Genomic DNA, 19,872 nt, shown 5'->3' on the forward strand with positions numbered 1-19,872 from the left:
TTCGATCCGTTATGCGCAAACACGGCGCGCTTTTGGTGGCCCGATTGGCCGCTTGCAGATGATCCAGGAAATGGTTGCCGAAATGGCGCTGCTGGTGGATAGCGCACGCCTTATCACTTATCGCGCTGCCTGGGGCGTGGATAACGGCCATCACAATCTGATGGACCTGTCGATGGCGAAATACCACGCCACCGAAGCCGGTTCAAAATGCGCCAATCTGGCGGTGCAGATTCATGGCGGCTGGGGTTTCATGGATGATTGCCCGGTTTCGCGCTACATGCGTGATAACCGCGTCTGCACCATCGGCGATGGCAGCTCGCAGATTCAGAAGCTGCTGATCGCCCGCGAATGCGGCCTGGACGTCAGCTTCTCCTGATGCTGCCCGCTCCCGATGCCCGACCGGTCCTGGAGGCACAGGACCTGATGCTCCGCTTCGGCGCGGTGGAGGCCTTGAAACAGGTCTCCATCCGCGTGCTGCCGGGCGAGATTCACGCCATCATCGGGCCGAATGGCGCCGGGAAATCCAGCCTGCTGAATTGCCTGTCGGGCTTCTACCGGCCGCAAACCGGCGCGGTGCGCTTTTGTGGTGACGACATCACCGCGCTGGCGCCCAACCGGCGCGCCGCCATCGGCATCGGCCGCACCTTCCAGGGCATCCAGACGTATCCCAGCATGACGGCCCGCGAGAATATCCTCACCGGCTTTCACAACCGCATGCGCACCGGCCTGCTCGGCGCATTGTGCTACTGGGGCGCCACGCGGCGCGAGGAAGAAGCCTTCGCCGCCAAGGCCGAGGAGATCATCGAATTCCTTGAACTGGAGGAATTGCGCCATGCCGTGGTGGGCGATCTCAGCTACGGCCTGCGCAAGCGGGTTGATCTTGGCCGCGCCATCGCACTGGATCCGAAAATCCTGATCATGGACGAGCCGATGGCCGGCATGAACCCGGAAGAGAAGGGCGACCTGGCGCGCTACATCCTCGATATCCGCGATGCGCGCGGCATTCCGGTGGTGCTGGTGGAGCATGACATGGAAGTGGTGATGGATATTTCCGACTCCGTCACGGTGATTGATTTTGGCCGTGTCATCGCCCATGGCGCGCCGGCAGAGATCCGCCGCAATCCGGCGGTGATTGCCGCCTATCTCGGGAGCGAATAGCGATGCAGAGCTTCCGCGCCAACCCGGTTCCCGATCAGCGCACCGCCAATGGCCGCACCTTGCCGCAATTGCTGCGCGACCGCGCTCAAGCCTTTGCCGACAAGCCGGCAATCCGCAGCAAACGTGCCGGCATCTGGCGCCAGCATGATTGGCGCGAAGTCTACCGCCAGGTGCGGCTCTGCGCCCGTGGCCTGGCGGCGGTTGGCCTCAAGCGTGGCGATGTGCTTGCGCTGGTGACCGAGAATATGGAGGAGCAGTTCCTGCTCCAGCTTGCCGCGCTCTGCCTGGGGGCGCGCACTGTATCAGCCTATCCCGATGCCTCGGTGGATGAACTCGGTTTCCTGCTGGAACATGCCGAAGCCGCCATGGTGGTGGGTGAGGATCAGGAGCAGATCGACAAGATTTTTGAGATCATTCCGCGCGCAAAGGCAATCCGCGCCGTGTTCCATGTTGATGGCCGTGGTTTGTGGGATTACAAGGCGCCGGCCGAAGCTGTGACGCTGGCGCCGATGCAAAGCCTGTTTGAGCTTGGCGCAAGTTATCGGGATGATGCCTGGCTGGAAGCCGAGATCGCGCTCGGCCGCCAGGATGACGTGGCGGTGTATTGTTATACCTCTGGCACCACAGGCCGGCCCAAGGGCGCCATGCTGTCGCATGGCTTCATCCTGGATAATGCCTATCGCCTGATGGGCTCGCTGGGGGTGGAACCTGGCGCACGCTATCTGTCCTACATCTCGCCAGCCTGGGCCGCCGAGCAGTATTTTGGCGTTGGCCTGGCCATGCTGGCGCCGATGGTGCTGCATTACGCCGAGAAGCCGGAAACCGTGCAATCCGACCTGCGCGAAGTGGGGCCGGAATATCTCATGTTCACGCCCCGGCAATGGGAAATGTTGGCTTCCAGCGTGGAAGCCCGCATGATGGATGCAGGCCGGCCGCGCCGGGCGCTGTTTGCCTGGGGCGCCGGCATCGGCCGCAAGCGCAACCTGCCTGATGCCGGCTTTGTCACGCGCAAATTGCTGGCACCGCTGGCAGACCTGCTGATCCTGCGCGGCGTGCGTGATCTGCTCGGCCTGTCTGCGGCGCGTGGGGTGCTTAGTGGCGGTTCCGGCTTATCCGCGGAATTGTTCACCCGTTTCCATGCCTTCGGCGTGCCGCTGGGCAATCTCTATGGGTCCACCGAATTAGGCTTGGTTTCGGCGCATCGCCGTGGTGCCGCCTATCGGCCGGAAACCATGGGCGAGTTGATGCCGTCCGATCCTAGCATTGCCGAACCGATGGAAGCCTGGATTGATGAAAGCGGGCAGTTGCGCCTGCGGCTGCCGGCCTTCTCGGGTTATCTCAAAAATGCAGTCGCGACGCTGGAACTTGGCCAGGCAGCGGATGGTTATGCCACCGGCGATGCCGTGCGGCTTGATGAGCAAGGCCAGTTGATCTTCCTCGACCGGGTGAAGGATATGCGCCGGCTGCGCAGCGGCCAGGCCTATCCGCCGCAATTTATCGAAAACCATTTGCGCGCCTCGTCGATGATCCGTGACGCCATTGTGATCGGCGATGCCAATTGCGATTTTGTCACCGCACTGGTGAATATCGACAGCGAGATTGCCGGGCGGTTTGCCGAAATCAACGGCCTGGCCTATGGCACCTTCACCGAATTGAGCCAGTTGCCGGCGATCCGCGCCGAAATCGGCAAGGTGATTGCCGGTGTCAATCGCCTGGTGGAGCCGGGCGCCCGTGTTGCCAGTTTTGCCACCTTGCCCAAGGAACTGGATGCCGACGAAGCGGAACTGACCCGCTCGCGCAAGCTGCGCCGCGAAATGATCCATGAACGCTACAGCGACATGATCGAGGCGCTTTATGCCGGCCATGCGCATTGCGATGCCGAGATTCAGGTCAAATACCAGGATGGCAGCACCAGCCGGCTACGCGCCCGGGTTGCCATCAATCAAGTGGGGGCGGGCGCATGATCAAGTTTTTTCAAGTGCTGATCGATGGCACGCTGGTCGGCCTGGTCTATGGCCTGGTAGCGATTTCGTTTGTAGTGATCTATCGCGCTTCCAAGATCGTCAATCTGTCGCAGGGCGAGGTGTTGGTCTTTGGCGCGTTGTTCCTGTGGACCTTCACGCTCGGGGTCAAACAACTTGGCCTGGACATCCCGCTCTGGGTTGGCCTGCTGATTACCATCGGCGCCTGCGTGCTATTTGGCCTGCTGCTGGAACGGCTGGTTTTCCGTCCGCTGATCGGCCAGCCGGCCTTTGCCATCTTCATGGCCAGCATCGCCTTGCTGGTGATGCTGCGCGGTACGGCGCAACTGGTGTGGACCGCCGAGACACGGCCATTCCCGGCCCTGCTGCCCGGCGGCGCGTTGCAATTCGGCCCTTTCCTGCTTTCCACCAAGCTGCTGATCGGCGCCATCTTCACGGTATTGCTCACCATCGCGCTGCATCTTTTCTTCACCCGGTCGCGCCGTGGCCTGCGTCTCGCGGCGGTGGCCGAGGATCACAACACGGCCTTGTCGCTCGGTGTTTCGGTGCGTGGCGCCATCGCGGTGGCGTGGATTCTCGGCACAGTGGTGGCCACTTTCGGCGCCATTGTCTTCCTGTCCGGCCGCATCGTGTCGCTGGAAGTAGCGGCCATCGGCTTCAAGGCGCTGCCGGTGGCTTTGCTCGGCGGCTTGGAATCGATCCGCGGCGCGCCGCTGGCCGGCATCCTGATTGGCATCGGCGAAGCGCTGGCGATGGCCTATCTCGACCCGCTCACCAATGGCGTGGCCTCCAACGTGCTGCCCTTCGGCGTGATGATCGGTGTGCTGCTGCTGCGACCCCAAGGCCTGTTCGGCTGGAAAAAGATCGAGAGGCTCTAAGCCATGCTGCCCACCGGCATTCAATTCAGCTCCTATTCCGCCGAAGCGGGTCTGCTCAAGACCGGCCGGGCCAAGCTTGGCGTGGCCCTGCTGGTTGCTTTCCTGGCGCTGGCGCCGCTGCTTTCCGGGCCATATCTGGTCGGCATCGCCACGCAGATGTTCATCACCCTGATTGCGGTTTATGGCCTGCATGTCACGGTGGGCATGGCCGGGCAGATCAATATCGCGCAATCGGCCTTTGTCGGCATTGGCGCTTTTGCCGCTGCCAAATTTGGCAGTATGGGCCTGCCTTTCTGGGCGGTGATCCCGCTCAGCGCATTGGCTACTGGCGCGATCAGCGTATTGTTCGCCCTGCCTGCGGCGCGGGTGAAAGGCTTCTATCTGGCGCTCACCACGCTGGCGGCCCAGGTGCTGTTTCCCATTGTCATCCTCGGTCTGCCGCAGGAATGGCTCGGCGGCTTGGTCGGCATGCCGGTGGCGCCGCTTTCCATCGGTGGCTATAGCATCGCCTCGCCGAAGCAATTCTATTATTTCACCCTGGTGCTGGTGCTGCTGGCCACCTATGCCGCTTTCAATCTGCATCGCAGCCGCTTCGGCCGCGCTCTCATGGCGGTGCGAGACAATGATGTGGCCGCCGAAGTGATGGGCATTCCGGTGCTGCGCTACAAGATCATGGCGTTTTTCACCGGCTCGCTGTTTGCCGGCGTGGCCGGCGCCTGCACCGCCTGGTTCCTGCAATATGTCACGATCGAGAGTTTCACGCTGTTCGCCTCGGTCTGGTATCTCGGCATGCTGATCGTCGGCGGCGTGCATAGCCCGGTGGGCGCCATCCTCGGCGTGCTGTTCATCACCATCTTCCAGGAAAGCCTGCACGAAATTGCCACGCTGGTCATGCGCGGCCAGTCGCATGCCATCGGCGGCACCATCTTCGCTGCCACCAATATCGTGCTCGGCGCCTGCATTCTGTTGGCTCTGATCTTCGAACCGCGCGGGCTCGCGCATCGTTGGTCGGTGCTGCGTACCGCGTTTCAGCTATGGCCATTCCCGCGTCAGTAAGCCGGCCATGGCACAACAATGGGCCTAGAGCCCGATAATGGGAGGGTAGGATGACACTCAAAGCCAGTATGGCCGCGGCAGCATTGATGCTGGCGGCGGTTTCGGCCCCGGCCTGGTCGGCGGAATATACCATGTCGGCCTCGGCAGATTTCAGCGGCCCGTTCGCCGATGTGATGCCCAATGCCATGTCGGGCATCGAAACGGTGACGGCCTGGTGGAACAAGGAAGTTGGCCGCAAGCTTGATGTGAAGGTCAATATCAAGATCTACGACATGCGCTATGATTCGGCGGTGATTGCGCGCACCTGGCCCAGCATCCTGTCGCGCGACCAGCCGATCATGCATCTTGGCTTCGGTTCGCCCGATCTGACCACGCTGATGACCCGGCTGCCGAATGACAAGGTGCCGATGCTGATCGGCACCGCCATGGTGGGCCTGGTGTGGAAGCCGCAGGGCTGGCATTTTTCGATCCGCCCCACCTACAGCCATGAATTTGCTGGTCTGCTCGATAGCCTACAGAAGAAACAGGGCAGCAAGTTGCGTATTGGCGCGGTCAGCACGCAGACCGCCGCCGGCTTTGTCGACCAGGTCAAGGGTGTGGAAAAACTCGCCGCCACCTATCCGGATCGGTTCGAGGTGGTGGATACGCAATGGGTTGCCACCAGCCCGGTGACGATGACCAGCAATATCCGTGCGATGATGGAGAAGAAGCCGGATGTGATCCTGGTTGGCGGCACCACGGCGCAGGTTACCGCCACGGCGGCGGCGCTGGAGGAATTGAATCTCAAGGTGCCGTTGATTGCCTCTACCCATAACGGTTTGACCGAAGTGGCCAAGGGCTTCGATCTGAAGAAGCTGAATGGCTCATATTCGGCCTTCTCGTTTGCGCCAGACAATCAGGCCAAGCTGCCGTTGCGCGATGTGTATGAAGCCAACAAGACCGGCAACGGCCAATGGGGCATCATCACCACGCAATCGGCGGCGCAGGCCTTGCTGGCTTTGCGCGTGCTGGAAAAGGCCGTGGCCAAGGTGGGCAAGGACAAGGTGACCGGCCAGGCGATGTATGACGCGCTGCTGGCCAACAAGTTCACCGAAACCGAATTGCTCGGCGTGCTGCCTGATCTTGATTTCGACGACACCGCACCCTTCCCGATTGGCGCGATCAAGGCCAAGGCGCAGGTTGTGGTGGATGGCAAGATCACACCGCTGGGCAATGAATGGCTTGCGGTTCCTGCCCTGGAGAAGTGGTAGGCCGATGACGCTGCGCAAAACCTGGGAGATGGCGCCATGGGATTGACCCTGACCAATGTTGATGTCGTCTATGGCGGCGTCATCCAGGTGCTGCGCAGCGCCAATCTGGAAGTGCCGGATGGCAAGATGGTGGTTTTGCTTGGTTCGAACGGGGCCGGCAAAACCACCACATTGCGGGCTATTTCCGGCCTGCTGCATGCCGATCTGGGGCATGTCACAGCCGGCGAGATCAAGCTGGATGGCCAGAATATTACCAATGGCGATCCGATCGATATTTTCAGCCGTGGCATTGTGCAGGTGCTGGAAGGCCGCAAGGTGCTGGAGCATCTGACGGTGGAGCAGAATCTGCGTATCGGCGCGCATCGTCGCACCGATCAGCGCACGGTGAAGCGCGATCTGGAGAAGGTCTACAACTATTTCCCGCGCCTGCCTGAATTGCTGCCGCGTGTGGCTGGCTATCTCTCCGGCGGCGAGATGCAGATGCTGCTAATCGGCCGCGCCCTGCTGGCGCAGCCCAAGGTTCTGATCCTGGACGAACCTTCCATGGGGCTGGCGCCGATGCTGGTTGAGCAGCTTTTTGAGGTGATCGGCCGCATCAACCGGGAAGAGGGGATGACGGTTCTGCTGGTGGAGCAGAATGCCCGCGCCGCCATCCGGCAATGCGATTATGGCTATGTGATGGATGGTGGCCGCATTGTGTTACACGGCACGCGCGCCCAGCTTGAGCAGAATCAGGATGTACAGGAATTCTATCTTGGCCTGTCGCTGGCCGAGGGCCGGCGCAATTTCCGTGATGTGAAGCATTACCGCCGCCGCAAGCGGTGGCTGGGATGAACGCGATGGCGCCGGATCGTTTTGCCCGCATGCGCGGCCTCTATGCCGAAGCAGTGACGCTGGCGCCAGCCTTGCGCCGCCGCTTCGAGGTTGCCGGCCTGCTGCCTGAGCAATTGCAGGATGCGGTGGCGCTCAATCGCCTGGCCGTGCTGAAGAAGGAGACGCTGCTGGCGATGCAGCAGGCCGAGCCGCCTTTTGCCGGCTTCCTGGCCTGCCGGCCGGAGGAAATCGCCCATGTTTATGTGTCGCCGGGGCCGATTTTCGAGCCTTCGCTGGCCGAGGATAAGGGCGGCCATGGCATGGATATGATGTTTGCCGCTGCCGGTCTTGGCCCCGGCGATCTGGCGCTCAATACCTGGTCTTACCACCTGGTGCCGGCGGGTCTGCTGTTTGATCGTGGCTTGCGTGCCGTTGGCGCCGCTGTGGTGCCGGGTGGCACCGGGGCCAGCGATTTGCAGGCCGATATCCTGCTCAGCCTGCCGGTGACGGCCTTCCTCGGCAGCACGGCTTTTTTCCAAACCGTGATCGAGCGGCTGGAGCAAAAGGGCCATTCACTGCCGGCGGCCTGGAAGCTGCGCCATGCCTTCCTGGGCGGCGAATTCGGAGACTGGTCAACGAAGCGTCGGCATCTGGAAAGCTGTTATGGCATTCAGACCTGGTCCTGTTACGGCACGGCGGATTTTGGCCTGATCGGCTATGAGCGGCCCGGCAGCAGTGACTACCACATCCATCCCGAGCGTTATGTGCAGATTTGCGATCCGGAAAGCGGCCAGCCGCTGGCCCCGGGTCAGGCGGGCGAAATCGTGGTCACCACGCTGAGCCGGGGCTGGCCGATGATCCGCTTTGGCACCGGCGATGTTTCCACTGCGCTGGAACTGGCAGCCGATGGCGGCGCGGTGCGGATTGCGCCGTTGCAGGGCCGCGTTGGCCAGGCCGTGAAGGCACGCGAGATTTTTATCTATCCAAGCCATGTTGACCGGCTGCCGGCCCTGGTGCCCGGCCTGGCGCGGCTGGCGCTGGTGGTGAAACGGCCCGGCAGCCGGGATGAAATCACCGCACGCATTCTACCCACAGCCGATGTCGATGCCACTATTGTGGCGGCGCAATTGCGCGCAGCTTTTCCCGGCGTAACGCGACTGCAACTCGATCATGTCGAATTGCTGGCCGATGCCGGTGCTTTTGGCGATGCGCCGCCGCTCTGTGATGCGCGCCACGCTGTTGTTTCCTCTTAGTCAAACGAGTGGTTCCTGCCATGGCCGTCCTGACCAGTTCCGTTGATCCTCACGCCGAAACCTTCAAGGCTAATGCGGCGATCTATGATGGCCTGCTGCAAACCCTGCGCGAGCGGTATGCCTGGGCCATGGCCGGTGGCGGCGAGCATATGATGCAGCGCCATCGCACACGCGGCAAAATCCCGGCGCGCGACCGCATTGACCTGCTGGTTGATCCGATGACGCCATTCCTGGAATTGTCGCCGCTGGCGGCCTGGGGGCTTTACGACAACAAGGTGCCGGCTGCCGGCCTGGTGACAGGCATTGGCACAATTCGCGGCACCGTGTGCATGATCATTGCCAATGATGCCACCACCAAAGGCGGCTCGTTCTACAAGGAAACCATCCGCAAACATATCCGGGCGCAGGATATCGCCTTCGAGAATCGCCTGCCGGTGATCTATCTGGTGGATTGCGGTGGCGCCAATCTTGCCCAGGGCGACGAAGTGTTTCCCGATCAGGATCATTTTGGCGGCGCCTTCTATCGGCAATGCCGCATGTCGGCCGCCGGCATTCCGCAAATTGCAGCGGTGTTTGGTGAATGCACCGCAGGCGGCGCCTATATCCCGGCCCTGTCCGACGAGATCGTGATGACGGCCGGCAATAGCAGCGTGCATCTGGGCGGGCCGCAGATCGTCAAGGCGGCGATCAAGGAGATCATCGACCGCGACAGTCTGGGCGGCGCCGAGATGCATTCCACGGTTTCCGGCGTGTCAGACCATTTTGCTCGCGACGAATGGGAAGCCATCGCCAAGACGCGCGATATCGTTGGCGCACTTAACCGGGTGCAGCAGGCCCATGGCGCGCTCAGCCCAAGCCGGCCGCCGCTTTTTGATGCGGCGGAGATTCCCGGCATTGTCGGCGCCGACCTGACCCGGCCGTTTGATCAGCGCGAGATTATCGCGCGCCTGGTGGATGGCAGCGAATTTCATGAATTCAAGCCGCTTTATGGCAGCACGCTGATTTGTGGCTTTGCCAGCATTCATGGCCTGCCGGTCGGCATCCTGGCCAATAACGGTGTGCTGTTCTCGGAATCGGCGCTGAAAGGCGCACATTTCATTGAGCTTTGTGATCAACGCAACACGCCGATTCTGTTCCTGCAAAACATCACTGGCTTCATGGTGGGGTCGGAAGCCGAGCGTGGCGGCATTGCCAAAAATTCGGCCAAGCTGGTTTACGCCGTGTCAAATGCCCGGGTGCCGCGCTACACGCTAGTCACCGGTGGTTCCTATGGTGCCGGCAATTACGGCATGAGCGGTCGGGGTTTCCGCCCGCGCTTCATGTTCATGTGGCCGAATGCACGGCTGGGCACCATGAGCCCGGATGTCGGCAGTTCGGTGCTGATGGATTTGCGCCGCTCCAGTATTTCGCGCAACCCGGCAACGCCGGAAGAACTGGCGAATTATGAAGCCAAGCTGCGGCGCATGTTCGATGAGCAATCGAATCCCTATTACTGCACGGCACGGCTCTGGGATGACGGATTGATCGAGCCGCAGGATACCCGCGATGTGCTGGGACTGTGCCTGGCGATTGGCGCCATGCAACCGCCGGAAACCGGCAATCGCCCGGTCTACCGGATGTGATGAAGGATTTGCCCCCGATGTTTGCCGCTTCCCCCCGGCCGATCCGCTCCGTACTGGTTGCCAATCGTGGCGAAATCGCCATCCGTGTTCTACGCAGCTGCTCCAGGCTTGGCCTGCGCGGCATCGCGGTTTATTCCGATGCCGACAAGGATGCGCCGCATGTGCGCACTGCGGATGCCGCAATCCGCATTGGTGCTGCGCCGGCACGCGACAGTTACCTGAATATCCCGGCCATCATCGCCGCAGCGCAGCAGATGGAGGCCGATGCAATCCATCCCGGCTACGGCTTTCTTTCCGAAAATGCCGCCTTCGCCAAGGCATGCGAGGCAGCAGGGCTGATCTTTGTCGGCCCGTCACCGGCCGCCGTGGCCAGCATGGGATCGAAGATCGAAGCCAAGCGGCTGGCCGAGGCAGCCGGTGTGCCGACCGTGCCGGGTTATCATGGCGATGCGCAGGATCTGCCAACACTAAGCCAGGCCGCACAGGCAATCGGTTATCCGATTTTGATCAAGGCCTCGGCTGGCGGCGGCGGGCGTGGCATGCGCCGGGTGGATCGAGCCGAGGATTTTGCCTCGGCTCTGGCAGCCGCGCGCAGCGAAGCACAGGCGGCTTTTGGTGATGCCAGCGTGCTGCTGGAAAAGCTGATCCTGGAGCCACGCCATCTGGAAGTGCAATTGGCCGGCGACCGGCTGGGCAATCTGGTGCATCTGTTCGAGCGTGATTGCAGTGTGCAACGCAATAACCAGAAAGTGCTGGAAGAAGCGCCGGCGCCCAATCTGCCAGAAGCGGTGCGCGCCAAGCTGTTTGATGCCGCTTTGCGGCTGGGCCGCGCCATCGGCTACGATTCCGCCGGCACGGTGGAATTCATCATGGAAGCTGGCGGCGAGCAGCCGTATTTTCTGGAAATGAATACCCGCCTTCAGGTGGAGCATCCGGTTACCGAGGCAATCACGGGCATTGATCTGGTGGAATGGCAATTGCGCGCTGCCGCTGGCGAAGCTTTGCCGCTGCGCCAGGAGCAGATCAAATGCCACGGCCATGCCATCGAGGCGCGGCTGACGGCGGAACGCGCCGATCTGGATTTTCAGCCGGTGACCGGCGAGCTTACCCGCGTGACCGGACCAGTTGGATTGCGCTTTGATAGCGGCGTGGCTGATCATTCGGTGATTGGCCTTTATTATGATTCGCTACTCGCCAAACTGATCGCTCATGGCCGCAGCCGCGAAAGCTGCCTGGCGCAGTTGCAGGATGGCCTGCGCCGTCTGGTGCTGCTGGGCCTGCCAACGACCCAGCCTTTTCTGCGCGATGCCATCCGGCAGCCGCTTTTCGCCGAGGGCCGTGCCACCACACGCTTCATTCCTACTGCCTTTCCGCAGGGCTGGGCGCCACAGCCGGAGGAATTGCGCCTGCTGCGCGCCGCCGCAGCCTTGGCCTGGCTGCTGCCGGAGGTGCCGGAGCAGGCCGCTACCGGCTGGGTCAGCCCCTGGCTGCAACGTCGGCCGCTGCGGCTCACGGCTGCTGCCCGGCCCGCCAGTGTTTCGCTGTTGCAGAGCGATGAGTATGGCGATTGTGAAATCGAACTGCTGTTCCAGCGCGGCCAGGTGCGGGCGCGGGTGGACGGCGAGCTGGTGGAGTTGGGTGTGGTGTATGCCGAAGCCGGCACAATCTGCATCAGCCCGGCCGGTCAGGCCGAAACCCTGCCCTGTCTGCGTCAGGGCAACAATATCGGCATCACACGCGCCGGGCTGGCCATTAGCGCCCGGCCGGTGCTGAAAAGCGAGGCCGTGCGCGAAAGCGATACGGCAACATTGGCCGGCAACCGGGTCAACGCACCGCTGCATGGCGTGATCTCGCAGATTCATGTGGCGGTGGGCGACAGCATCACCGCCGGCATGGTGGTGATGCAGATGGAGGCGATGAAGCTGATCCACACGCTGAGCGCACCGGCTTCGGGCCGGGTGGCCAGTATCCGCCATGCCGTGGGCGAAACCGTGCCGGCAGGCGCATTGCTGATTGAAATAGACATCACCGAGCAAAAGGAGACAGACTGATGGCCGGATTGTATTTTGAGGAATTTGAAATCGGCATGGTGTTCAATCACGAATGGACCCGTACCATCACCGAGACCGACAATATGTGGTTTTCGCTGCTGACCATGAATACCCAGCCGCTGCATATCGATGCGCATTATTCGGCGCAGTCGGAATGGGGCAAGCCGCTGGTGAACAGCCTGTTCACCCTGGGCCTGATGGTTGGCATGTCGGTGAACGACACCACGTTCAAGACCACGCTGGCTAATCTGGGCATGAGCGATGTGCGGTTTCCCAAGCCGCTGTTCCAGGGTGACACGGTACATGTGCGCACCACGGTGAAGGCCAAGCGCGAAAGCAAGTCGCGCCAGAAGGAAGGCATTGTCACCTTTTTCCACGAAACCATGAACCAGCATGACGAGGTGGTGGCCACCTGCGAGCGGCAGGCGCTGATGCGCAAGCGGCCGGTGCAGCAGGCGGCCTGATCGCCATGCGGTCGCTGCTTTTTGCCCCGGGGGGCTCGGCCAAGATGCTGGCCAAGGCGCCGCAAAGTGGTGCCGATGCCGTGATCTTCGATCTGGAGGATTCGGTGCAGCCGGCCGGCAAGGCGGCGGCGCGCGATCTGGTGGCGGAAGTGTTGCGACAGCGTGCAGCTAGCGGGGTGCCGATCTATGTGCGCATCAATCCGCTGGATGGCGATCTGTTTGAAGCGGATTTGCGCCATGTGCTGCCGGCGGCGCCGGACGGTATTATGCTGCCCAAGCCGGATGGGCCGCAGGATGTGGAAAAGCTGAGCCGTTTGCTGGAAGCCTGGGAAACACCTGCCATGGCGGGCCGAACCCGGATCATTGCGATTTGCAGCGAAACCGCGCTGGGTACCTTGTCATTGGCGGCGGCGTCCTGGCGCCACCCGCGCCTGGCCGGGTTGCTCTGGGGCGCCGAGGATCTGGCGGCGGCATTGGGCGCATCTGCCAATCGCGATGCGGCGGGGCATTATACTGGGCCGTTCGCGCTGGCGCGCAATCTATGCCTGCTGGCGGCGCGTGCCGCGGGTGTGACTCCGATCGATGCGGTTTATACCGATACCCGCGATGCTGATGGCCTGGGGCGCGAAGCACTGGCGGCGCGGCGCGATGGCTTCGAGGCCAAGGCGGCGATTCATCCCGCGCAGGTGCCGATCATCAATCAGGCCTTCAGCTACAGCGATGCCGAACGCGATTGGGCGCGGCGCGTGGTAGCAGCTTTCGAGGCCGTGCCTTCCGGGGCGGCCTTGCTGGATGGCCGCATGATTGATCGCCCACATCTGTTGCAGGCGCGGCGCATCCTGGCTGGCCGGGCTTAACCCGGCAGCAGGGCCAGGATGTCTTCCGGGCCCAGCGGGTGCTTGGTGATCTGTGCATTAAACGGCGCCAATGCATTTTCCACCGCCGCAATCACCGCTGCCGCCGCCGGAATCGTGCCACCTTCGCCGGCGCCCTTGATACCCAGCGGGTTGCCGGGTGCCGGGCTTTCCAGATGGTGGATTTCAATACGCGGCATTTCAGTGGCGATCGGCAGCAGGTATTCGCCGTAATTGGTGGTCAGCGGCTGGCCGCTTTCGTCATAGACCATGCGCTCGAACAACGCATTGCCGATGCCATGCACCACACCGCCGATGATCTGGCCATCCACCAGTTGCGGATTGATCAGCCGGCCGCAATCATGCGCCACCACATAGCGCAGGATACGCACCGCGCCGGTTTCGATATCCACTTCCACTTCGCAGGCATTGGCGCCATTGGCGAAGGTAAGCTGCTTGGCATCAAAATAAGCTGTGGCGCTCAGGCCCGGTTCCAGCCCCTTATGGGTTGGGATGCCCGGCGTGCCGTTGAGCTTGCCGGCGATGGCGCCGAGCGGCAGGGTCATGCCTGGCACGCCCTTCACCCGCACAACGCCCTGTTCGATTTCCAGATCAACCTCAGCGGCTTCCAGCATGTCGGCGGCGACACGCAGGGCTTTCTCGCGCACCTGCTGTGCCGCGACATGCACGGATGAGCCGGCGGTGACGGCAACGCGGCTGGCAATTGTGCCAATGCCGAGCGGAAACTTGCCAGTATCGGCTTGTTCAACGCTGACCTGATCCAGCGCCACCCCCAGCATGTCGGCGCAAATCTGCGCCAGCACAGTGGCATGACCCTGGCCCTGGCTGGCGGCACCGGTCTGCACCTGTACGCGGCCGGTGGGCAATACGCGCACGGTGGCGCCTTCAAACGGCGCCAAGCCGGTATCCTCAACACAGGAAGCGATGCCCAGGCCGATATAGCGGCCCTCGGCGCGGGCGGCGGCCTGGCGCGCGGCAAAGCCGGCAGCATCGATCTTTTCCAGCGCCAGATTCAGCGTGGCGTGGAAATCGCCGCTGTCATATTGCACGGGCGAGCCATCGCGCGCCTTCATGCCGGTGGTGTATGGCATCTGTTCGGTATGCACGAAGCTGCGGCGCCGCACTTCCTCGGGCGGCAGTTTCAGTTCCCGGGCCACGCGGTCGGCCAGGCGCTCCAGGATGAAACAGGCATTCGGCCGCCCGGCGCCGCGCACCGGCGTGTTGGGCACCATGTTGGTGTAAACCGCATGCAGCGTGATATCCAGCGCCTGCAAGGCATAGGGGCCGGGGAAGGAGCCGATGGTGGTGGCGGGCAGCACCAGGCCATAGGGCACATAGGCGCCGTTATCATGCAGGCAGGTGCCGCGCACCGCCAGCAGGCGGCCATCGGCGGCAGCGGCCACTTCCACATCCCAGTATTGATCGCGCTGCTGCGTGGTGGCGTAGAAATGCTCGCGCCGGTCCTCAATCCATTTCACCGGTCGGCCACAGCGCAAGGCCGCCAGGGTCAGCGCGGCTTCCTCGGGATAGAAGGCAGCTTTGGGGCCAAAGCCGCCGCCCACATCGGGGGCGATGACGCGCAGATCACTTTCCTCGCGGCCGAGATAGGCGGCCAGGAAACGCCGCACCAGATAGGGCGATTGCGTGGAGGTGTAGAGCGTTATCTGGCCGCTGAGTGCATCGGCGTTGGCAATCACGCCACGGCATTCCATGGCATGGCAGCCGCCGCGATGCATCTCGATGCGCTCGCGGAAAACATGCGGCGCCTGGGAGAAGACCGCCGCTGTATCGCCAAATGTGCCGCGCATTGTGGCCACCAGATTGTCCGGGGCGTCACGATGCACAAGCACGGCGTCAGGCGCCAGAGCCTGGCGGCAATCGGCCAGCACCGGCAGGGGATCGTAATCCACCAGCACCAGCGCGGCGGCATCTTCGGCCTGGGCGCGGCTTTCTGCCAGCACGATGGCGATGGCTTCGCCGGCATGGCAGACTTCGTGCTGCGCCAACGGATGATAGGTGTGTGATTGCTTCAGGATCGGCGCCGGCAGGGTCTGTGGCAGCGGCCCCCGGGCCAGATCAGCGAAATCCGCCATGGTGTAGATCGCCACCACACCAGGCATGCCGCGCGCGGCATCGGCATCAATGCTCTTGATCAGGGCATGGGCGTGCATGCTGCGCACAAAGGCGGCCTGAAGGCAAAGCGGCGGGTGTATGTCATCCACATAGCGGCCGCGCCCGGTGAGCAGACGCGGATCTTCCAGGCGCTGAACCTTGCTGCCGAAATAGCGCACACCCATGGTTCAAGCCTTTCCACGCGACTGCGCCGCCACATCCAGCGCAGCATCAACAATGCCCTGATAGCCGGTGCAACGGCAGATATTGCCCGAGATCGCATCGCGCACTGCCGCTTCGTCAGCGCCCGGATTCTCATGCAGCAGGGCTTTCAGTGTCATCAGCATGCCCGGGGTGCAGAAGCCGCATTGCAGGCCATGATGCTGCTGAAATGCCGCCTGTAGCGGATGCAATGTGCCGTCGCCTGCCGCCAGGCCTTCCACGGTTTCCACCACGGCGCCATCGGTCTGCACCGCCAGCATCAGGCAGGCGCGTGCCGGCACGCCATCCACGATCACCGTGCAGGCACCGCAAACACCATGCTCGCAGCCGATATGGGTGCCGGTGAGGTTCAGTTCGTGGCGCAGGAAGTCGGCCAGATGCTGGCGCGGTTCCACATCGCGTTCAAACACCGCGCCATTGATGGTGACGCGGATGCGGCGATTGGCGATAAGCTCAGACATGGCGGGCCTTTCGGGCGCGGTCAGCGGCCAGTTCCAGGGCACGGCGGGTCATCACCCCGGCCAGTTTCTGGCGATAGCTGCTGGAAATATGGGCGTCGGACAAAGCCTCAACCTGGCTTGCCAGGGCGGCGGCGGCGGCAAAGCTGGCGCTTTCGGCTGGCTGGCCGATCAGGGCCTGCTCGGCATCGTGCAGCCGCATCGGCTGGATATCCACGCCCACCAGCACCAGGGCGGCACGTTTGATCAGCCCGGCGCCATCCAGCGCCAGCAGGCTGCCGGCGCCCACAATGGCGAAATCGCCGTGGCGGCGGGCGAATTCCACAAAGCCATGGCCATGCGGTTCGCTCCAGGGTGTCAGGCTGATCCGGGTCAGCACTTCTTCGGGGGCCAGATTGGGCATCATGAAGCCCAGGCCCCAGTCGCGCATTGCCATCTGCCGCGTGCCATCCGGCCCGGCGATGGTTAGCTCGCCATCATACAGAGCCACGATGCCGGGCTGTTCGGCGGCCGGATCAAGATGGCACAAGCTGCCGCCGATGGTGCCACGGCTGCGGGTCTGGATATGGCCCACCCAGCCCAGGGCTTCGGCCAGGATCGGGCAATATTGCTGCACCAGTGCATCGCGTTGCAGGCTGCGCTGCCGGGTCATGGCGCCGATATGCAGCTTGCCATCGGCATGCTGCACGGCTTGCAGATCGGGCAGGCGGTTGAGGTCGATGAGGTGATCCGGGATCACATAGCGCATGTTCAGCATCGGCATCAGCGACTGGCCGCCGGCCAGCAGCTTGGCATTCTCCAGGCGGCCCAGCAGGCCGATCAGGTCGTTGATGCTGCGCGGATCGTGATAGGCGAAGGGGGCGGGTTTCATGGCGGATGACTCAGGCAGCGCGGCCAAACCAGCGCGCCAGCATGGCACGCAGGGCTGCCCAGAGCAGGCTTATGCCGGAAACCGCCTGCGGTGCCGGCATCGCTGCCGGTATGGCTGATGGTGCGGCGATTGCCGCTGCCGGGTCAGCTTCGGCGCGGGCCACCAAGGGCGCGGCATTCTGCTGTTCGGCGGCGATGGCGGCTTGCAGGTTGCGGGCGAATTGCTGGGTCAATTGATTGGCGATTTCCTTGATCAGCCCGGCGCCACGGCCATATTGCGCCACCGCGCCAACCAATTGCAGGTCAGTCACCGCAATCACCTTGGTGCCGCCGGCATCGGGTTCCAGCTTGAACTGCACATTGGCGGCGGCATTGCCGCGGCCTTTGCCCTCGGCGCCGCGTGCCACCACCATGGCGGTGCGGGCAGCGTGGTCGATATCGCGCAATTCCGCTTCGCCGGCAAAGCTCAGTTCGATCGGCCCCACTTTAACCCGTGCGCGGCCCTTGTAGCGGTTTTCCCCCAGCACATCGGTCAGTTCGGCGCCCGGCAGGCAGGGCGCAATGCGGCGCACATCCAGCAGCAGCGGCCAAGCCTGCTCGGGCGGCATCGGCACAGTAAAGGAAACATCGAATTGCATGGCGTTACCAGACGATACGGCGTGGAATCGGGAGGGCAGGAGCTCTCGGGCGAATGGTTCAGGGAATCACGGCGGCTTGCTCAAGCGCCTTCAGCACCCGCTTGACGCCGAATTCGATATGCTTTTGCAGCAGCTTGCCGGCCAGACGGCCATCGCGCGCCTGCAACGCATCGATGATCGCGGCATGTTCGGCGATCAGGGCTTCGGCATTGCGTTCGGCCAGGGTGGAGATGCTCATCACCACCAGGCGGTCAAACTGCTCGATCACCGAACGGCCGGTGTCGGCGATGCGCCGGTTGCTGCTGAGATCAATCACCGCGCAATGGAATTCGCGATTGTAATCCACAAAAGAATCGCCCTTGCCCCAGGCCGCTAGGCTGCGGAAACGATCCAGCGCTTTGAGATCGGCATCGCTGGCATTGGCCGCCACATCCGGCGCACAGGCCTGTTCCAGCACCATGCGCAGGCCGAACAGGTCGCGTGCATCGGAAACCGAGATCGGCGCCACGCGATAGCCCTTGCGCGGCACCACCAGTACCAGGCGCTCGGCTTCCAGCCGCATCAGGGCATCACGAATCGGCGATTTGCTGATGGCGAAGCGCTCGGCCAGTTCGGCTTCATGCAGGTTGGCGCCGGGCGCCAGCTGGCAGGCCAGTATCTCTGCGCGCAGGCGCTGATATATCTCTTCGCGCCGAAGATGCGTTGTCTCAATATTCATGGTGCTATTATAGCTGTGATATATCATGGATCAAGCATGTTTTTGTATGGATGGGGTTTAAGCGGTAAAATCTGCGATAAAATGCCGGTAAATGTCAAAATTTGTTACACAGCATGAAAAGCAGTTGACGTTTTTCACGTCTTATTGATATATCAATAGATAACAAATTCCGTGGGAGGAAATATGTTACATCGTCGCTCATTCGCTGCCGCCCTGGCGGCTCTGTCTGTTGCTGCCCTGGCTGGCGGCGCTACTTCCGCGCAGGCGCAGGAAGCGGTGCGTGTCGGCTTCCTGACGGTGAATTCCGGCGCTCTGGCGGCCGGTGGCCGGCAGATGGAAGAAGGCATCAAGCTGTTCCTCAAGGAACGCGGCAACCGCCTGGCCGGGCGCCAGATCGAGCTGATCGTGGCTGATACCGCCGGCGTACCGGCCAATACCCGCTCCAAGACCCAGGAACTGGTGGAGCGCAACAAGGTGCATGTGGTGATCGGCCCGCTGGCGGCTTTTGAGGCGCTGGCGATCAATGATTACATTCAGCAGGCCCAGGTGCCGATCATCTCGCCTTCAGCCGCAGCGGAAGACCTGACCCAGCGCCGGCTCAATCCGTGGTTTGTGCGCGCGGTGTCCACCTCGGCGCAGCCGGCCCATGCTTTGGCGGATTATGCCGCCAAGACGCTCGGCTACAAGCGCATCGCTATCATCGCCGATGATTTTGCTTTCGGCCATGAACTCTCGGCCGGCTTCCAGCGCGTGTTCGAGGAGAATGGCGGTAAGGTGGTGCAGAAGCTGTGGCCGCCGCTCAACGTGGCCGATTACGGCTCGTATATCGCCCAGATCAATACCAAGGTGGACGCGGTTTTTGCCGGCTTTGCCGGCGCCAATGGCCTGCGCTTCCTGAAGCAGTATAATGAATACGGCATGAAGGGCCGTATTCCGGTGCTTGGCCACATGACCACGGTGGATGAAGGCATCCTCAAGAATATGGGCGATGAAGCGCTCGGCGTGATCTCCTCGGGCTGGTATAGCGCGGCGCTGGAAACCCCGGCCAATGCCAAGTTTGCCGGCGCGGTGCGCGCCGAATACAAGGCCGATCCGGGTTATTACACCATGGGCGCCTATCTCTCGGGCATGTTTCTGGAAAAGGCGATGGAGAAGGTGCAGGGCAAGGTGGAGGACAAGGATGCCTTCATGAAGGCCTTGCGCAGCCTCGATCTGGCGGAAACCCCACTCGGCCCGGTGAAGATTGACCAGTATGGCAACCCGATCTTCAACACCTATATCCGCAAGGTGGAGAAGGGCGGCAGTGGCATGATCAACAAGGTGATCCACACCTATCCGGCAACCACCCAGTTCTGGAGCTACGATCCGGCTGCCTTCCTTGCCAACCCGGTTTATTCCCGCGAATGGCCGCCGGCGAAGAATCTTGAGTGATCCGCTCTAGCTCCTTACCCT

General features: G+C 62.5%; 18 protein-coding genes. 13 read left to right on the plus strand and 5 right to left on the minus strand.

What is annotated here, in order from left to right:
* The 12 genes from KBB36_RS11575 to KBB36_RS11630 form a co-directional block, all read left to right on the plus strand.
* A partial coding sequence (locus KBB36_RS11575) for an acyl-CoA dehydrogenase (protein ID WP_290980539.1) occupies positions 1 to 376 on the plus strand: 376 nt, incomplete at its 5' end.
* A 47-nt stretch (positions 377 to 423) separates the two neighbouring features.
* Positions 424 to 1,158 (plus strand): ABC transporter ATP-binding protein, encoded by a 735-nt coding sequence (locus tag KBB36_RS11580; RefSeq protein ID WP_290980542.1) that lies wholly within the window; start codon positions 424 to 426, stop codon positions 1,156 to 1,158.
* Between the two features lie 2 nt (positions 1,159 to 1,160).
* Positions 1,161 to 3,122 carry an AMP-binding protein gene (locus KBB36_RS11585; RefSeq protein WP_290980545.1) on the plus strand — a complete coding sequence of 654 codons (1,962 nt, stop codon included), beginning with the start codon at positions 1,161 to 1,163 and terminating at the stop codon, positions 3,120 to 3,122.
* Complete coding sequence (locus KBB36_RS11590) at positions 3,119 to 4,018, plus strand: branched-chain amino acid ABC transporter permease (RefSeq protein WP_290980548.1); 900 nt, start codon at positions 3,119 to 3,121, stop codon at positions 4,016 to 4,018. Before KBB36_RS11585 ends, KBB36_RS11590 begins: the two co-directional genes overlap by 4 nt.
* A gap of 3 nt (positions 4,019 to 4,021) precedes the next feature.
* On the plus strand, positions 4,022 to 5,074 hold the full coding sequence (locus KBB36_RS11595) for a branched-chain amino acid ABC transporter permease (protein ID WP_290980551.1): 1,053 nt from the start codon (positions 4,022 to 4,024) through the stop codon (positions 5,072 to 5,074).
* A gap of 50 nt (positions 5,075 to 5,124) precedes the next feature.
* Positions 5,125 to 6,324, plus strand: coding sequence for an ABC transporter substrate-binding protein (locus tag KBB36_RS11600; protein ID WP_290980554.1), 1,200 nt, complete (start codon positions 5,125 to 5,127; stop codon positions 6,322 to 6,324).
* 36 nt (positions 6,325 to 6,360) lie between these two features.
* Entirely contained in the window at positions 6,361 to 7,158 is a 798-nt protein-coding gene (locus tag KBB36_RS11605) for an ABC transporter ATP-binding protein (protein ID WP_290980557.1), read from the plus strand.
* A 5-nt stretch (positions 7,159 to 7,163) separates the two neighbouring features.
* Positions 7,164 to 8,390 (plus strand): hypothetical protein, encoded by a 1,227-nt coding sequence (locus tag KBB36_RS11610; RefSeq protein ID WP_290980560.1) that lies wholly within the window; start codon positions 7,164 to 7,166, stop codon positions 8,388 to 8,390.
* A 20-nt stretch (positions 8,391 to 8,410) separates the two neighbouring features.
* Complete coding sequence (locus tag KBB36_RS11615; protein WP_290980563.1) at positions 8,411 to 10,012, plus strand: carboxyl transferase domain-containing protein; 1,602 nt, start codon at positions 8,411 to 8,413, stop codon at positions 10,010 to 10,012.
* A gap of 17 nt (positions 10,013 to 10,029) precedes the next feature.
* Positions 10,030 to 12,063 (plus strand): biotin carboxylase N-terminal domain-containing protein, encoded by a 2,034-nt coding sequence (locus KBB36_RS11620; RefSeq protein WP_290980566.1) that lies wholly within the window; start codon positions 10,030 to 10,032, stop codon positions 12,061 to 12,063.
* Positions 12,063 to 12,527 (plus strand): MaoC family dehydratase, encoded by a 465-nt coding sequence (locus KBB36_RS11625; protein ID WP_290980569.1) that lies wholly within the window; start codon positions 12,063 to 12,065, stop codon positions 12,525 to 12,527. The genes KBB36_RS11620 and KBB36_RS11625 overlap by 1 nt, the downstream gene beginning before the upstream one ends.
* Positions 12,528 to 12,532: 5 nt before the next feature.
* On the plus strand, positions 12,533 to 13,384 hold the full coding sequence (locus tag KBB36_RS11630; RefSeq protein ID WP_290980572.1) for a CoA ester lyase: 852 nt from the start codon (positions 12,533 to 12,535) through the stop codon (positions 13,382 to 13,384).
* Here KBB36_RS11630 and KBB36_RS11635 read toward each other — a convergent pair.
* The 5 genes from KBB36_RS11635 to KBB36_RS11655 are packed head-to-tail and all read right to left on the minus strand — an operon-like array spanning position 13,381 to position 18,420.
* Complete coding sequence (locus KBB36_RS11635) at positions 13,381 to 15,699, minus strand: xanthine dehydrogenase family protein molybdopterin-binding subunit (protein WP_290980575.1); 2,319 nt, start codon at positions 15,697 to 15,699, stop codon at positions 13,381 to 13,383. The two genes, KBB36_RS11630 and KBB36_RS11635, sit on opposite strands and share 4 nt — an antisense overlap.
* A gap of 3 nt (positions 15,700 to 15,702) precedes the next feature.
* On the minus strand, positions 15,703 to 16,197 hold the full coding sequence (locus KBB36_RS11640) for a (2Fe-2S)-binding protein (RefSeq protein WP_290980578.1): 495 nt from the start codon (positions 16,195 to 16,197) through the stop codon (positions 15,703 to 15,705).
* Positions 16,190 to 17,065, minus strand: coding sequence for an FAD binding domain-containing protein (locus tag KBB36_RS11645; protein WP_290980581.1), 876 nt, complete (start codon positions 17,063 to 17,065; stop codon positions 16,190 to 16,192). Before KBB36_RS11645 ends, KBB36_RS11640 begins: the two co-directional genes overlap by 8 nt.
* A 10-nt stretch (positions 17,066 to 17,075) precedes the next feature.
* Positions 17,076 to 17,702 carry an SRPBCC family protein gene (locus tag KBB36_RS11650; protein WP_290980583.1) on the minus strand — a complete coding sequence of 209 codons (627 nt, stop codon included), beginning with the start codon at positions 17,700 to 17,702 and terminating at the stop codon, positions 17,076 to 17,078.
* Positions 17,703 to 17,760: 58 nt separating this feature from the next.
* Positions 17,761 to 18,420, minus strand: a complete 660-nt coding sequence (locus tag KBB36_RS11655) for a GntR family transcriptional regulator (protein WP_290980586.1) — start codon at positions 18,418 to 18,420, stop codon at positions 17,761 to 17,763.
* A gap of 183 nt (positions 18,421 to 18,603) precedes the next feature.
* On the opposite strand from KBB36_RS11655, the gene KBB36_RS11660 reads away from it, so the two are divergent.
* Complete coding sequence (locus tag KBB36_RS11660; protein WP_290980589.1) at positions 18,604 to 19,851, plus strand: ABC transporter substrate-binding protein; 1,248 nt, start codon at positions 18,604 to 18,606, stop codon at positions 19,849 to 19,851.
* Positions 19,852 to 19,872: the final 21 nt, after the last annotated feature.

Origin of the sequence: Ferrovibrio sp., assembly GCF_017994015.1 — a bacterium.
Taxonomy (GTDB): Bacteria; Pseudomonadota; Alphaproteobacteria; order Ferrovibrionales; family Ferrovibrionaceae; genus Ferrovibrio.

Excerpts from the sequence above, each read along its gene's own strand:
- KBB36_RS11655 (WP_290980586.1), bottom strand. The coding sequence starts at position 18,420 with ATGAATATTGAGACAACGCATCTTCGGCGCGAAGAGATATATCAGCGC.
- KBB36_RS11660 (WP_290980589.1), top strand. The coding sequence starts at position 18,604 with ATGTTACATCGTCGCTCATTCGCTGCCGCCCTGGCGGCTCTGTCTGTT.
- KBB36_RS11600 (WP_290980554.1), top strand. The coding sequence starts at position 5,125 with ATGACACTCAAAGCCAGTATGGCCGCGGCAGCATTGATGCTGGCGGCG.
- KBB36_RS11615 (WP_290980563.1), top strand. The coding sequence starts at position 8,411 with ATGGCCGTCCTGACCAGTTCCGTTGATCCTCACGCCGAAACCTTCAAG.
- KBB36_RS11610 (WP_290980560.1), top strand. The coding sequence starts at position 7,164 with ATGGCGCCGGATCGTTTTGCCCGCATGCGCGGCCTCTATGCCGAAGCA.
- KBB36_RS11625 (WP_290980569.1), top strand. The coding sequence starts at position 12,063 with ATGGCCGGATTGTATTTTGAGGAATTTGAAATCGGCATGGTGTTCAAT.
- KBB36_RS11620 (WP_290980566.1), top strand. The coding sequence starts at position 10,030 with ATGTTTGCCGCTTCCCCCCGGCCGATCCGCTCCGTACTGGTTGCCAAT.
- KBB36_RS11635 (WP_290980575.1), bottom strand. The coding sequence starts at position 15,699 with ATGGGTGTGCGCTATTTCGGCAGCAAGGTTCAGCGCCTGGAAGATCCG.
- KBB36_RS11605 (WP_290980557.1), top strand. The coding sequence starts at position 6,361 with ATGGGATTGACCCTGACCAATGTTGATGTCGTCTATGGCGGCGTCATC.
- KBB36_RS11585 (WP_290980545.1), top strand. The coding sequence starts at position 1,161 with ATGCAGAGCTTCCGCGCCAACCCGGTTCCCGATCAGCGCACCGCCAAT.
- KBB36_RS11580 (WP_290980542.1), top strand. The coding sequence starts at position 424 with ATGCTCCGCTTCGGCGCGGTGGAGGCCTTGAAACAGGTCTCCATCCGC.
- KBB36_RS11590 (WP_290980548.1), top strand. The coding sequence starts at position 3,119 with ATGATCAAGTTTTTTCAAGTGCTGATCGATGGCACGCTGGTCGGCCTG.
- KBB36_RS11595 (WP_290980551.1), top strand. The coding sequence starts at position 4,022 with ATGCTGCCCACCGGCATTCAATTCAGCTCCTATTCCGCCGAAGCGGGT.
- KBB36_RS11645 (WP_290980581.1), bottom strand. The coding sequence starts at position 17,065 with ATGAAACCCGCCCCCTTCGCCTATCACGATCCGCGCAGCATCAACGAC.
- KBB36_RS11650 (WP_290980583.1), bottom strand. The coding sequence starts at position 17,702 with ATGCAATTCGATGTTTCCTTTACTGTGCCGATGCCGCCCGAGCAGGCT.
- KBB36_RS11640 (WP_290980578.1), bottom strand. The coding sequence starts at position 16,197 with ATGTCTGAGCTTATCGCCAATCGCCGCATCCGCGTCACCATCAATGGC.
- KBB36_RS11630 (WP_290980572.1), top strand. The coding sequence starts at position 12,533 with ATGCGGTCGCTGCTTTTTGCCCCGGGGGGCTCGGCCAAGATGCTGGCC.